Origin of the sequence: Brachybacterium sp. J153, assembly GCF_036311905.1 — a bacterium.
In the GTDB taxonomy this organism is placed as follows: Bacteria; Actinomycetota; Actinomycetes; order Actinomycetales; family Dermabacteraceae; genus Brachybacterium.
Genome location: NZ_JAZDCH010000005.1, coordinates 38,286 through 52,237 on the forward strand (window position 1 = coordinate 38,286; position 13,952 = coordinate 52,237).

The following is a 13,952-nucleotide window of genomic DNA, read 5'->3' on the forward strand; positions in this document are numbered from 1 at the left end:
TGCTGGAGCATCCTCCGGTCGCTCCCGTCACAGGGCGTGCCGTGCCGCTCGGCGCAGGGGTATCCTGTGCCGGTCACACGAAGTGACGTGCTCCGGGGTCGGTGAAAGTCCGAGCCGGCGGTGACAGTCCGCGACCCGCATCCCTGCGGTGGAGCCGGTGGAATTCCGGCACCGACAGTACAGCCTGGATGAGAGGCGCACGTCCTGCAGGTCCTCGGACGCACCCCCGCGGTGCTCGCCGAGGCCTGCTGGATCCCTTTTTCCCCCGGAGCCACTGCATCCGACGGGAGAAAGGACCCTCATGGATCTTCTGCAGTGGCTCTTCCACGCCCGACTCGAATTCGGGAACGGACAGTTCCTCCTCTGGCGCGAGGTGCTCGGCAACGTCTTCGGACTGCTCAGCGCGCTCGGCGGCATGCGACGCAAGGTCTGGGCCTGGCCCGTGGGCATCGTCGGCAACCTGCTGCTGCTCACGGTGTTCCTCGGCTCGCTCTTCGGCGAGGCCGACCACGTGAACCTCCTCGGCCAGGCTGGCCGCCAGATCATGTTCATCGCCACCAGCATCTACGGCTGGGTCCGCTGGCGGCAGGCCCGCAACGAGGGCGGCACCGCCGTCGAGCCCGAATGGGCCTCATGGGGCACGCGCGCCCTGCTGGTCGTCGCGATGGTGGGCGGCACCGCCCTGCTCACCCCGATCTTCCGCGCGCTCGGCTCCTACGAGCCGGTATGGGCGGACGCCTGGATCTTCATGGGCTCGCTCCTCGCGACCTACGGCATGGCCAAGGGCTGGGTCGAGTTCTGGCTGATCTGGGTCGCCGTCGACGTGGTCGGCGTGCCGCTCCTGATCAGCGCCGGGTACTGGGCGAGCGCCTTCATGTACATCTTCTACGGCTGCTTCACGGCCATCGGCTTCGTCGTCTGGTGGCGTGTGCGCAGCCGACGGGTCGCCGGGGAGGGCGGGGCGGTCTCCGTGGAGACCGCGCATCTCGATCCCACGGTGCGCCGGGACTGAACAGTCCTCCGTCCCTCTCCCGACGGGCGGTCCGCTGGACGGGCCGCCCGTCGGCGCATCCTCCCCGGACGCGTACCCTGACCGGGTGAACGATTCCGACATGCAGACCGCCGACGGCGCCCCGAAGGACTTCGAGGGCCTGTACGCGGAGCTCCTCGAGAAGGCCCGCACCCGACCGGAGGGCTCCGGCACCGTCCGCGAGCTCGACGCGGGCGTCCATCAGATCGGCAAGAAGATCGTCGAGGAGGCGGCCGAGGTCTGGATGGCCTGCGAGCACGAGACCGACGAGGACGCCGCCCTCGAGATCAGCCAGCTGCTCTACCACCTGCAGGTGATGATGGTGGCCAAGGGCATCTCCCTGCAGGACGTGTACCGCCACCTCTGAGCCCCGCAGCGCTCGACTCGACCCGCCGAGCGCGCCTAGCGCGCCCCGCCCCACCCCGACCCGTCGGCCGCCCCGCGGCCAGGAGGATCCATGCTCCGCATCGCCGTCCCCAACAAGGGCGCCCTTTCCGAGCCCGCCGCCGAGCTGCTGCAGGAGGCGGGCTACCGCCGCCGCGGCATGTCCAAGGAGCTCGTGGTCGTCGACCGCGAGAACAACGTCGAGTTCTTCTACCTGCGACCGCGAGACATCGCCGTGTACGTCGGCTCCGGCACGGTCGACGTGGGCATCACCGGGCAGGACATGCTGCTCGATTCCCGCACTCCGGCCGCCGAGATCCTCGCCCTCGGCTTCGCCCGGTCGACCTTCCGCTTCGCGGCCCCGATCGGCGCCGAGCTGGACGTGCCCGAGCTGGCCGGCGCCCGCATCGCCACCAGCTACGAGAACCTCGTCGAGGACCACCTCGCCGAGCGCGGCGTGACCGCCCGGGTGGTCCACCTGGACGGTGCGGTCGAGTCCTCGATCCGCCTCGGCGTCGCCGACGTGATCGCCGACGTGGTGGAGACCGGCACGACCCTGCGCCAAGCGGGGCTGGAGCCGTTCGGCGAACCGATCATGACCAGCGAGGCCGTCCTCTTCTCGCGCCCCGGCATGGAGCTGGAGGACGAGGCCGCCCGCTCCCTCGAGGTGCTCGAGCGACGTCTCCGGGGCGTGCTCGTCGCCCGCGAGTACGTGATGCTCGACTACGACGTGCCGACCTCGCTGCTCGAGCGCGCCGTCGAGATCACCCCCGGCCTGCAGTCGCCGACGGTCTCGCCGCTGCACGGCGGCGAATGGTCGGCCGTGCGCGCCATGGTCGACAGCCGGTCCGCGCACCGCATGATGGACGAGCTCTACGACGCCGGCGCCCGCGCCATCCTGGTCACCGCGATCCAGGCCTGCCGGATCTGAGCCCGGGGATGCCGGGACGACGGGGGCTCCGCCGAGCCGAGGCGGCGCGATGACGCCGACCGGGGGAGCGGACCCCTCGACCGGGGGAGCGGACGCCCTGCAGGACCCTCCGATCGTGATGCGTCCGCGGGCGGTGCGGGTCGCCGCCTATCTCTCCGGCGGCATCGTGCTCGGCGGGATGATCGCGGGGGCGATCCTCCTGCAATCCTTCGAGCCGGCCGGTCGGGCCGGGCTCGTGGCGCTGGGCGTGGCCGCCCTCGCCTTCTGCCACCTCGAGGCTCGCGTGCGCCTGATCGCGGGGCCGCACAGCCTCGTGATCCAGAACGTCTTCTCGCGACGCGAGCTGAGCTGGCCGGAGATCCTCGACGTCAGCTTCCCGATGGGGGACCCCTGGGCGCACGTGAACCTGTGGGACGGCACCACCCATCCGCTTCAGGCGCTGCAGCGCTACGACGGACCGCGCGCCGTGGCCGCCGCGCACCGGCTGCGCGAGCTGATCCGGGAGCGCGGGGAGGCCGTCGACCCGGCCGACGGCGCCTGACCGGGTCCCGCGTCGGGTCGCTCCGCCGCAGCGGTCAGGAGCGCGGGGGCAGCAGCTCGGCGGCCCGGCGTCCGGCGAGCGCGGCATAGAGGAAGGACTCCGGGTCCTCCGCGAGGGTCCTGCCCATGGTCGACAGGCGCACGGGCATCTCCTCGAGCGCATCGCGCAGGCCGCGCGCGTCGACACCGACGATCCGATGCGCGCCGCCGCGGGACATCGAGGGCGCAAGGATCGACGTCTCCACCTGTTCCCGTACAGACGCATGAAAAGCGTTGTAGCGAACGTCGTTCGGGGGGAGCACGGGAAGGTCCACCGGAACCAGGGTCGCGCGGCCGTAGGCGGTCGAGGAGTGATGGGACAGGCCCCGGTGCCGCTCCCGGGGGTCCGCGCTCGAGACGCGCAGGCTCGCGACGGGCGTCCCGCCGAGCACGGCCGTCGCGTGCAGCGCCTCCGCGGCCTGCACGCCGGAGTAGCCCCAGCCGGTCCCGGTGCCGAGGTTACCGGGACCTTGGATCGCGATCGCCACGTCGGCTCCGAGGACGTGCCGTGCGCCGAGCAGCGCGGAGTGCACCGTGACCGCCTCGAGGTCGCCGCCGAAGGACTGACCCGCGCTGATCACGCCGGCCAGCAGGCCCGTCTCCCGCAGTCGGGCGGCGGTGCGGGAGAAGGCCGCGGGGAGGGCCGCGGCATCGGTGTGGACGTAGGCGATGCGGGCCGAGCGTCGGGTCGCCCGCACGCCGGCGACGATCGCGGGCAGGGCCGAGTGGAGGTCCGCGACGACGACCGGCATCCCCTCGAGGGAGTCGGCGTCGCGCACGGTCGCATAGTGCTCGCCGTCGGGGTCGTCGATCGCATCGACCATGGTCTGCATCGGGGTGTACCGGGCCTTGACCAGGTGGCCCGTGGTCTCCTCCGCCTCCGGCAGCACGTCGGGGCGGGCGATCACCAGGGCTTCGCCGCCCGTGCCGAGCTCGCGGCGCAGCGCATTGGTGTTCAGCAGGACCCGCTCCCCGCGCGCCGGGGCCCCGGTGAGCTCGGTGTACGCGAGGGCCGGGACCTGTCCGGTCCCGTCGTCCAGCGCGATCAGCATCCGTGCGACGCCCGGCCACCCCGGGCGCTCCTCGACGACGGTCCCTCGTTCCCAACGCAGCATGGGCACCAGCGTAGGCGGGAGGGAGCGGGTGCTCGGACCAGTAGTCTGGGCAGGTGGCTGCCAAGGGTGTGGAACGACTGCTCAACGTCATCATGACGATCGGCTCACGGCGACGGATCGATCGCCGGAAGCTGTTCGCGGTGATCCCCGATTACGCGGAGGCCGCCTCCGAGACCGCGCGCGAGCGGATGTTCGAGCGGGACAAGGCGTCGATCCTCGAGCTCGGCCTGCCGCTCACCACCGAGAAGGACGTGCTCGACGAGAACACGGTCTACTACCGGATCGACTCGCCCCGTGCGGGGGCGGTGCTGGACCTCACCGCCGCGGAGTACACCGTGCTGCTCGCTGCGAGCAGGGCCTGGGACGCCGCGGCCGCCGGCGGCGCCGCGCGGCGCGTCCGGGCGAAGCTGCTGAGCCTCGGCCACGACGCCGATCCCGACCTGCTGCGGCGCACCCCGCGCGGCGCCGTCGAGTCCCTGCCCGTGCTCTCGCCGCTGCTCGAGGCGGTCACCGCCGGGCACGGGGTGCGCTTCGTCTACCGCACCGCGCAGGGCTCACCCGCCGAGCGGCGCGTGGAGCCCTGGGTGGTGGGCGTCCATGAGGGGCACTGGTACGTCCATGGCTGGGACCTGGACCGCGAGGCGCCGCGCGTCTTCCGCGCCTCCCGCATCGAGTCCTTTCCCGCGGCCCTGCCCGCGAGCACCCGGCCGCGCCCCGAGGGCATCGATCTGGCGACCGCGCTCGAGTCCCTGCACACCGGCGACGACCGGGCCCCGGCGACCCTCCGCGTGGAGCCGTTCAAGGCCCTCGCGATCCGCGACCGCGCCGGCGCCCCGCTCGAGGCGCGGGAGGTCACCTTGCCGGAACTCCCGCGCACCGCGGCGCGGCGACTCGTGCTCGGCAATCTCCGCTGGCTCGAGCTGACCGGGCCCGACTCCTGGCGCCAGGAGCTGCTGGAGGTGCTCGCCGCTCTCCGCGCCGCCCACGAGGGAGCCGCCGATCTCACCGCGCTCGAGGCGGCACCCGTGCGCCCGCGGCCGCGGATCCGCACCACGGCGACGGACCGCGACGTGCTCTCCCGGCTGATCTCCGAGGCCTCCTACGTGATGAGCCGGGGAGAGGTCGAGCTCGCCGAGCTCGCCGCCGCCGTCGGCGTCACCGAGAAGCAGCTCATCGACGACCTGCAGGTGCTGTTCGTCTGCGGGGACATGGGCACCGGCTGGGAGGACCTCATCGAGGCCGAGTGGGAGGCCGGCACGGTGCGGGTGCGCAATGCGGACCCGCTGCGCCGCGCCCTCCGCCTGACGCCCCCCGAGATCACGGCGCTCCTCGCGGGGCTCGCGACCCTCGAGGAGGCAGCAGGCGAGGCCGAGAGCGTGCTCGAGAGCGCCCGTGCCAAGCTGCTCGCCGGACTGCGGGGCGAGGACGCCGACGTCGCCGCGGACCGGGAACCCACCGCGGGGGACCCCGCGAGCGCCGCGCCCGACGGCGACCCCGTGCTCCCCACGGCCCGGGAGGTCGACGACGCGATCGCCGCCGACGCCACCGCGGCGCGCACGGCGGACCGCGCCGAGGCGGTGCTCGCCGCGGTCCAGCGCGCCCTCGCCGCCGGGGACGCCGCCGCGGGCGCCCTCACCATCCGCTACTCCTCGGCGGACCGCCCCGGGACCAGCGTCCGCCGCATCCGTCCCGAGCGGATCGAGACCGACGGCTCCCGCTCATACCTGATCGCCGACTGCGAGCTCGCCGAGGGGCCGCGCCGGTTCCGCCTGGACCGCATCGTCGAACTGCTGCCGGACGGAACCCCCCAGTCCCGTGCGGAGGACGCCGCGGGAGCGGAGCTCGGCGGCCGCGTCGAGAGCGAGGTCTGGCTCGCGCTCGAACCGCCCGCGCACTGGATCGCCGAGTCCTTCGCGGCAGGGGAGCTGCGCGACGGGGAGAACGGTCGGACCTTCGCCCGGCTCGACTCGCCGATCCGCGCGGCGCTCGTCGACGCGGTGCTCGAGGCGGCGGGAGCGGCCGAGGTGCTCTCCCCGAGTGATCTGAGAGACACGATCGTGACCGTGGCACGGGCCGCGGACGCACGTCACAGCCAGACGGGGCCGCTACCCTGAATCGACCCGCCGTGCGGAGGCCCGATCCCGGACCTCGCCGCTCGTCATGTGCCCCATCCGCTGTGGGATGATAGGTGCGCTCGCGAGACCTCCGCGGCGCTGTTGAAAGGGAATTTCATGGGTTTCTTCCGTAGCCCCTGGCCGATCGTGATCCTCATCGTGCTCGTCGTGCTGCTTTTCGGCGCGAACAAGCTGCCCGGTCTCGCCCGCAACATGGGCAGGTCCATGCGCGTGTTCAAGAGCGAGGTCGAGGAGCTGCGCGGCGACGACCGCGCGGAGGACGACGAGGACGACGACGCCCCGCGTCAGCGCCCCGCCCGCGACGAGGACCGTCGCCGCGAGGACCGCCCCCGTCGGGACGAGCGCGAGTACGACCCCCGCGACGAGGCGGACCGCGAGCCCGTCCGCTCCCGGGAGGACGACGACTCCTACCGTCGCGACTGATCAGCGTCGACACAGGACGCTGCTGGTCCGGTCCGCAGCTGCGGACCGGACCGTCGACGACGGGGAGGAGAGACCGACGTGGCCAGTGACACCCAGGGCGACGCCCAGAGCACCGCGCAGGAGAAGCGCTCGCGCACGCCCAAGAACCCCGAGGGGCGGATGTCCCTCGGCGAGCACCTGCTGGAGCTGCGCAACCGCCTGGTGATCTGCGCGATCACCGTCGTGGTCTTCGCGATCGTGGGCTGGTTCGTCTTCGACTGGGTGTACGCGCTGCTCGAGCGGCCCTTCCGCCTCGCCGAGGCGCAGGGGCTCCCCGCCTCGCTGAACTTCCAGGGCGTGGGCACCGGCCTGAGCGTGAAGCTGCAGATGTCCGCCTACGTGGGCCTGCTGCTGTCCTCGCCGATGATCATGCTGCAGATCTGGCTCTTCGTGATGCCTGGCCTGCACCGCACGGAGCGCCGGTACGCGATCGGCTTCTTCGGCACCGCGATCCCCATGTTCTTCCTCGGCTGCGCCGCGGGCTATTGGGCGATCAACCAGCTGGTTCCGGTGCTGCTCTCCTTCACCCCGCAGGGCGACACGACCGACCAGCTGATCCGGTACGACGAGTACCTCGCGATGCTGGTCAAGACCATGCTCGCCTTCGGCATCGCCTTCGTGCTGCCGGTGGTGATGGTGCTGCTGAACTTCCTCGGCATCATCCGCGGCAAGACGATGCTCAAGGCGTGGCGCTGGCTGATCTTCGCGAGCGTGCTGTTCACCGCCGTGATGGTCCCGACCCCGGAGCCCTTCACGCTGCTGGCGATGTCCGCGGCCGTGGCCTCCCTGTTCTTCGGCGCGATCATCATCGCGCTGATCCACGACAAGCGCCACGGCATCACCGGCGAGGAGTCCGATGACGGGCTCGCCGATGACGAGGCGAGCGAGATCGACGGGCCCTCGCGCCTGGACGAGGACGATCGGTGAGTCGACTCCGAGTGGGACTGCTGTCGAATCCGACGGCGGCCCTCGGCGCGGCACGGCGCACCGGCCGGCAGGTCGCGAACCTGCTGAGCCTCGCCGGGATCTCCGTCGTCGACCTCTCCGGGCCGTCGGCCCAGGTGGCGCGGGCCCGCGCCCTCGAGATCCGGGACACGCTGACCGCCCTCGTCGTCGTGGGCGGGGACGGCACTGTCTCCCTCGGCGCGGAGATCGTGGCGGGCTCGCCGGTGCGGCTCGGCGTGGTCCCCTCCGGCAGCGGCAACGACTTCGCACGCGCCCTGGGGCTGCCGCTGAACGATCCCGAGGCGTCCACCCGGTCGCTGCTGCACGCCCTCTCGCGCCCCGCGGTGACCATCGACGCCCTCGAGATCACCGCCGCCGGCGAGCACTCCCTGCCGCACCGCTCCCTCGCCCTGGGCAACGTGAACCTCGGCTTCGACGCCCTCGTCAACGCCCGGGCCAACAGCTCCACCCGGGGGGCGTCCACCCGCTACACCGCGGCCGTGCTCCGGGAGCTCGCCGCGTTCTCCCCGTTCCCGTACTGGCTCGAGATCGACGGCGGGGAACGGATCGAGATCGATGCGACCCTGCTGACCGTGTCCAATACCGGTCTGTTCGGCGGGGGGATGCGGGTCGTCCCCGACGCGCGGGTCGACGACGGTCAGCTCGAGCTCGTGACCCTCGAGGGACTCTCCCGCATCCAGCTGCTGCGCTTCTTCCCCCGCGTCTTCCGCGGCACCCATACCTCCGTGCGGGGCTTCGCGACCCGCCCCGTGCGCGAGGTGACGGTGGGCCTGCGCCACGGGCGCGGCCTGCGCGCCTATGCCGACGGCGAGGCGCGCGCCCTGCTCCCGTTGACCGTTCGGGTGCTGCCCGGCGCCGTCCGTCTGCTGGCGGAGGTGCCGGAGCCGGGGGCCGAGGAGGCGAGCACCACCAGGAGGACCCGATGACCTCACCCGCGGATCGCTACGCCCGCTGGGCAGCGGAGAGGCGCGAGGCCGGTTCCGCCCTGAGCGCCTTCACGCGGCGCTACGACTTCACCCTCGACGACTTCCAGCTGGAGGGCTGCCGGATCCTCGAGGCCGGCAGCTCCGTCCTGGTCGCCGCCCCGACCGGCGCCGGCAAGACCGTGGTGGGCGAGTTCGCAGTCCACCTCGCCCTCGCACAGGGCCGCAAGGTCTTCTACACCGCACCGATCAAGGCGCTGTCGAACCAGAAGTTCGGCGAGCTGGTGGACTGGCTGGGACATGACCGGGTGGGCCTGCTGACGGGCGACACCTCGATCCGGCCCGAGGCCGAGGTGGTCGTGATGACCACCGAGGTGCTCCGGAACATGCTCTACGCCGACTCGGACCTCCTGACGGACCTCGGCTTCGTGGTCATGGACGAGGTGCACTATCTCGCCGACCGCCTGCGCGGGCCGGTCTGGGAGGAGGTCATCCTGCACCTGGACCTCTCGGTGCAGCTCGTGGCGCTCTCCGCGACCGTCTCCAACGCAGAGGAGTTCGGGGCATGGCTGCAGGAGGTCCGCGGGGAGACCGAGATCGTGGTCTCGGAGACGCGACCCGTGCCGCTGTGGCAGCACGTGATCGCGGGCGAGGAACTGCTGGACCTCTTCGTCGACGAGGCCGGTGAGGCGGTGGTCTCCCAGGGCCCCGGCGCCCGGGCGCATCGCGTGGTGAACCCCGAGATCGAGCGGGTCACCTCCTTCTCCCTCCCGGTCGACGAGCGCTCCGGCGGCCCGCGCGGACGCGGCTACCGCGGGCGGAAGGGCACCAGCGGTCGGCACCGGCCCCGCGGCTCGGGTCAGCACGGCCGGCGCGGAGGCCGCGATCAGGGCCCCGATCGCCCCGGAGCAGGAGGGACCTCCGGCGGCGAGGGCCGCAGCGACCACCGGCAGGGCGGTCGGCCCGACCGCGGGCACCGCGACGGCCCTCAGGACGGGAGGCCGCGGGGCGGGCGTCCGGGCGGCGGGCAGTGGCCGATGCGACGCGCCGACGTCATCGCGCTGCTCGACGATGCGGCGCTGCTGCCCGCGATCGTGTTCATCTTCTCCCGCGCCGGCTGCGAGGGTGCCGTCCAGCAGTGCTCCCGGGCGCGCGTCCACCTCACCGACGAGCAGGAGCGCCGCCGGATCCGGGCTGTGCTCGACGAGCACCTCGCCGAGATCGGCCCCGAGGACGAGGACGTGCTCGGGATCGAGGCCTTCCGGCGTGCCGCCCTCGACGGCTACGCCGCGCATCACGCGGGCATGCTGCCGCTGCTGAAGGCGGTGGTGGAGACGCTCTTCGCGCAGGGCCTGATCAAGGTGGTCTTCGCGACGGAGACCCTCGCACTGGGCATCAACATGCCGGCCCGCTCGGTCGTGCTCGAGAAGCTCGTGAAGTTCAACGGGGTCGAGCACGCCGATCTCACCCCGGGGGAGTTCACGCAGCTCACGGGGCGAGCAGGACGCCGCGGCATCGACACCGAGGGGCATGCGGTGGTGCTCGCGGGGCCGCACTTCGACGCCGCGGCCGTCGCCTCCCTCGCCTCTAGGCGCACCTACCCGCTCCGCTCGGCGTTCCGGCCGACGCCGAACATGGCCGTCAACCTGCTGGACCGCTTCGACCTGTCCCGCGCCCGGGAGACCCTGGAGACCAGCTTCGCCCAGTTCCAGGCGGACCGCTCGGTGGTGGGTCTCGCCCGTCGCGCCCGCGAGCTCGAGGACACCGCCGACTCCTATCTCGAGGCGATCACCTGCGAGCACGGGGACCTGCTCGGCTACGCGGCGATCCAGGAGCGCATCGCGGAGCGCGAGAAGTCCCTCTCGCGCTCCCGGGCCTCCGCCCAGCAGGACCGGACCAGGTCGGTGCTCGGCGCGCTCCGCCGCGGCGACGTCATCGCCCTGCCGGGCGGGAAGCGGCGCGGCTATGCCGTGGTGCTCGACGTGGACCGCACCGTGCTGGGGGGCCCGCAGCTCGACCTGCTCGACACCGAGGGCCGTCGGCGCAGCCTCCGCCCGGGGGACGTGCCCTCGCCGCCCGCCGTGCTCGACACCCTGCGTCTGCCGCGGCAGGAGGCGCTCGGCAGCGGGAAGGTCCGCAAGGACACCGCCGCCGCGCTGCGCCAGCGGCTGTCGGGCGCGGACGACGACGCGCGCCGCGAGGTGCGGCGCCGGGCGGAGAAGGTCCCGTCCAGCGCCGCGACCGACGAGACGCTGCTGCGGTTGCGGGAGGAACTCGCGGCGCATCCGTGCGCCGCCTGCCCCGACCTCGCCGCCCATCTGCGCTGGGTCGGCCGCTGGCGCTCGAGCCGACGCGAGCTCGAGGGCGTGCAGCGGCGCATCGAGGGGCGCACCAGCTCGCTGGCCCGGCAGTTCGATCGGCTCACCGACCTGCTCCAGGAACTCGGGTACCTCGAGCCCGCCGAGGACAGGTCCGCCGCCGAGCCCGATCTGCGCCCCACCCCGAGCGGACTGCGGTTGCGCCGACTGTTCAGCGATCGGGACCTGCTCATCGCCCAGTGCCTCGAGCACGGGGCCTGGAGGGGCCTGGACGCCCCGGGCCTCGCGGCCGTGGTCTCGGCCGCGGTGCACGAGTCCCGCCGCGACGACCGCGCCCCCGAGGCGATCCCGGATCCCGCCGTGGACGCGGCGCTCGTGGCCTCCGCGCACCTCGCCCGGGAGCTGCAGGCCGCGGAGTCCCGGCACGGCATCGAACCGACGGTCCCCCCGGATCCCGCGATCGCCGGGATCGTCCATCGCTGGGCGCGCGGGGAGCATCTCGCCGCCGCCCTCGACGGCAACGACCTCCCGGCCGGGGACTTCGTCCGCCACTGCCGCCAGGTGATCGACCTCCTCGACCAACTCGCCGAGGACCCGGAGCTCGGGGCGACCGCGCGCCGTGCGATCACGGCGGTGCGGCGCGGCCTCGTCGCCCAGGAGATCGACCGATGAGCGTTCTCCCAGGAGGACCCGTCACCCTGGGGCCCGTGACCACGCCCGACACCGTCCCCGCCGCCTCCACGCCCGCGCTCTACACCGGCATCGTGCTGTACAGCACCGTCGACCCCGAGGCCGCGGCGATGCTGGTCGCCGACGGGCTGATCGCCTGGACCGGCCCGGAGGACTCCGCCGCCGTGCTCTTCCCCGAGGCGGAGCGCGTCGACGCGACCGGCTGCCTGCTCACCCCCGGCTTCGTCGACGCCGCCGCGACCGCCGACGGCTCGGCACCGGATCCCGCCGACGACGCGGCGGCCGCTGCCTCCGGGATCGTGCTGCGCCTGCCCGGGCCGACGGGGGAACGGGAAGGACTGCGCGTGATCGCCCCGGTCACCGAGAGCGCCGACTTCCTCGATCTGACCTCCTCGGGCACGCCGCTCGCCCTCGGGTCCGGCGGTGTCCCCGAAGCGGCGGATCCGTGGGACTGGCTGCGGGGCGCGACCCGTCGGCCGCCCGCGGAGCAGCGCATCAGCGATCGGGCCGCCTTCCTCGCCGCGACCCGCGGAGGGCGCCGCCTCGCCGGCGACCGCCACCCCGGGGATCTCCGCACCGGGCAGCCCGCGACCTTCGTGGTCTGGGAACCGTGGGACCTCACCGTCCAGTCCAAGGCCACCGGGGTGGACTCGTGGTCCACGGACCCGCGCTCGCGCACGCCCCTGCTGCCCGACCTCGACCAGGGCAGCCCGCGGGCGCTGCGCACCGTCGTCGACGGCCGGATCGTGCACGATCTGCTCGGGCAGGGGCGCGGATGAGCGCGGCCGCCCGCACCGCCGCCCCGCGGGGGACCGCGGAGACGACGTCCGACGAGGTCGACCCGACGCCCTGGCCCGTCGCCCTGCTGCTCGCCGCCCTCGGAGGGGTCTGCGCCCTGCTGGCCTTCCCGCCCTATGACCTGTGGATGCTCCTGCCGGTCGCGCTGGCCCTGTTCAGCGCCGCGCTGCTGGTGCGCACGGTCCGGCTCGCGGTGCTGGTCTCCCTCGTCTGGGGCCTCGCGTTCTTCGTCCCCCTGACCCAGTGGGCGAGCACCTACGCCGGGTGGATGCCGTGGCTCGCGCTCGGCGTCTTCGAGGCGCTGTACATGGTGGTCTACGGCCTCGCCGCGCGCACCGTGATGGTGCGCCGCGGTCTCTCGCTGAGCTCGGCGATCGTCGTCGCCGCCCTGTGGACCGCGGTCGAGCTGCTGCGCGGCACCGTCCCCTGGGGCGGACTGACCTGGGGGTCGGCGGCCTTCGCGCTGGGTGACTCGCCCCTGCTGAACCTCGGCCCGTGGGTCGGCATGTCCGGCCTCGCCTTCGTCACGGCCCTGCTCGGCCAGCTGCTGGTGCACGGTGCCCTGTCGCTCCTGGGACGGCGCCACCGGGGTCTCGTCGGCTTCTCGGGGGTGTGGCCGCTGGCGATCGCGGTCGCCGCCGTGCTCGCGACCGTCCTCACCCCCTATCCCGCCAACCGTGCCCCGGAGGGCCGCCCGACGATGCGCATCGTCGGGGTGCAGGGCTCGATGGAGCGCATCGACCCCGCGACCATGGCCATGCCCGAGGGAGTCTTCGAGAACCACCTCGAGACCACCCACCAGGTGATCGCCGACGCCGAGGCGGACGGCACGGAGCTCGGGCTGATCGTCTGGCCCGAGGACTCCACCGGCTACGACCCGCGGCAGGATCCCTGGCTCGCCCAACAGCTCGCCGCCGCCTCCACGGAGGCGGGCGCCCCGATCCTCATCGGCACCCAGTCCGCGGTGGGGGACACGCAGCGGCTGAACGAATCGGTCCTCGTCACGCCCGACGGCAGCATGCCCTACTCCTACGCGAAGCGGCACCCCGTGCCCTTCGGCGAGTACGTCCCCTTCCGGGACTTCTTCCGCACCCTCACCGACAAGGTCGACCTCGTCGGCCGCGACATGATCCCCGGCGAGGAAGTGGGAGTGTTGGACCTCGGCGCCGTCGGGCAGGGCGAGGGGTCCGTCGGCGTGCTGATCTGCTTCGAGATCGCGTACCAGGACCTCGTCGGCGACGTCGTCGAGGACGGTGCCGAGGTGATCGTGGTGCAGTCCAACAACGCCCTCTTCGGGGACTCGCACGAGGCGATCCAGCAGCTCGCCGAGGCGAAGGTGATGGCCGTGGTCTCGGGACGGAGCGTCGTGCACGTCTCCACCGTCGGGCATAGCGCGATCTTCACCCCCGAGGGACGGCAGCTCGACTTCGTGGATCACTGGGACCAGGGAGCCGTCGTCGCGGACGTCCCGCTCCGCACCGGCACCACGCTCGCCGTCGCCGCCGGTCCCTGGATCGGGGTGGGGATCAGCGCGGTCGCGGTCCTCGGCCTCCTCGGGGCGCTGTCCACTTCCCGTCGGGCGCTCGCGCGCCCCCGTCCGCGTCGATCCACCAGGACCTGA

Annotated in this window: 12 protein-coding genes and 1 riboswitch; of the genes, 11 read left to right on the plus strand and 1 reads right to left on the minus strand. The window is 73.1% G+C overall.

The annotated features are described in order from the left end of the window. The first annotated feature begins 84 nt into the window (after positions 1 to 84). Positions 85 to 204, plus strand: a riboswitch (FMN riboswitch). Between the two features lie 97 nt (positions 205 to 301). The 4 genes from pnuC (at position 302) to V1258_RS03105 (ending at position 2,886) form a co-directional block, all read left to right on the plus strand. Then, positions 302 to 1,012, plus strand: a complete 711-nt coding sequence (gene pnuC / locus V1258_RS03090) for a nicotinamide riboside transporter PnuC (RefSeq protein WP_329748307.1) — start codon at positions 302 to 304, stop codon at positions 1,010 to 1,012. A gap of 100 nt (positions 1,013 to 1,112) precedes the next feature. Continuing rightward, positions 1,113 to 1,397 carry a phosphoribosyl-ATP diphosphatase gene (locus V1258_RS03095; protein WP_329746716.1) on the plus strand — a complete coding sequence of 95 codons (285 nt, stop codon included), beginning with the start codon at positions 1,113 to 1,115 and terminating at the stop codon, positions 1,395 to 1,397. A 90-nt stretch (positions 1,398 to 1,487) separates the two neighbouring features. After that, positions 1,488 to 2,345: an ATP phosphoribosyltransferase gene (gene hisG, locus V1258_RS03100; RefSeq protein ID WP_329746668.1), complete on the plus strand. Its 858-nt coding sequence runs from the start codon at positions 1,488 to 1,490 to the stop codon at positions 2,343 to 2,345. A gap of 49 nt (positions 2,346 to 2,394) precedes the next feature. After that, on the plus strand, positions 2,395 to 2,886 hold the full coding sequence (locus V1258_RS03105) for a PH domain-containing protein (protein ID WP_329748308.1): 492 nt from the start codon (positions 2,395 to 2,397) through the stop codon (positions 2,884 to 2,886). Between the two features lie 34 nt (positions 2,887 to 2,920). Here the strand turns inward: V1258_RS03105 and V1258_RS03110 are convergent, their stop codons facing one another. Next, positions 2,921 to 4,039, minus strand: a complete 1,119-nt coding sequence (locus tag V1258_RS03110; RefSeq protein WP_329748309.1) for a DUF3866 family protein — start codon at positions 4,037 to 4,039, stop codon at positions 2,921 to 2,923. 53 nt (positions 4,040 to 4,092) lie between these two features. On the opposite strand from V1258_RS03110, the gene V1258_RS03115 reads away from it, so the two are divergent. The 7 genes from V1258_RS03115 (at position 4,093) to lnt (ending at position 13,952) form a co-directional block, all read left to right on the plus strand. Beyond that, positions 4,093 to 6,153 (plus strand): WYL domain-containing protein, encoded by a 2,061-nt coding sequence (locus V1258_RS03115; protein WP_329748310.1) that lies wholly within the window; start codon positions 4,093 to 4,095, stop codon positions 6,151 to 6,153. Between the two features lie 117 nt (positions 6,154 to 6,270). Continuing rightward, on the plus strand, positions 6,271 to 6,597 hold the full coding sequence (tatA, locus tag V1258_RS03120) for a Sec-independent protein translocase subunit TatA (protein ID WP_329746672.1): 327 nt from the start codon (positions 6,271 to 6,273) through the stop codon (positions 6,595 to 6,597). A gap of 78 nt (positions 6,598 to 6,675) precedes the next feature. Then, positions 6,676 to 7,563, plus strand: coding sequence for a twin-arginine translocase subunit TatC (gene tatC / locus V1258_RS03125; RefSeq protein ID WP_329748311.1), 888 nt, complete (start codon positions 6,676 to 6,678; stop codon positions 7,561 to 7,563). Then, positions 7,560 to 8,528, plus strand: a complete 969-nt coding sequence (locus V1258_RS03130) for a diacylglycerol/lipid kinase family protein (protein ID WP_329746674.1) — start codon at positions 7,560 to 7,562, stop codon at positions 8,526 to 8,528. Before tatC ends, V1258_RS03130 begins: the two co-directional genes overlap by 4 nt. Further along, complete coding sequence (locus V1258_RS03135; protein WP_329748312.1) at positions 8,525 to 11,515, plus strand: DEAD/DEAH box helicase; 2,991 nt, start codon at positions 8,525 to 8,527, stop codon at positions 11,513 to 11,515. The genes V1258_RS03130 and V1258_RS03135 overlap by 4 nt, the downstream gene beginning before the upstream one ends. 35 nt (positions 11,516 to 11,550) lie before the next feature. Further along, positions 11,551 to 12,312, plus strand: a complete 762-nt coding sequence (locus V1258_RS03140; RefSeq protein WP_329748313.1) for a hypothetical protein — start codon at positions 11,551 to 11,553, stop codon at positions 12,310 to 12,312. After that, a complete protein-coding gene (gene lnt / locus V1258_RS03145) occupies positions 12,309 to 13,952 on the plus strand; it encodes an apolipoprotein N-acyltransferase (RefSeq protein WP_329748314.1) in 1,644 nt (547 codons plus the stop codon). Before V1258_RS03140 ends, lnt begins: the two co-directional genes overlap by 4 nt.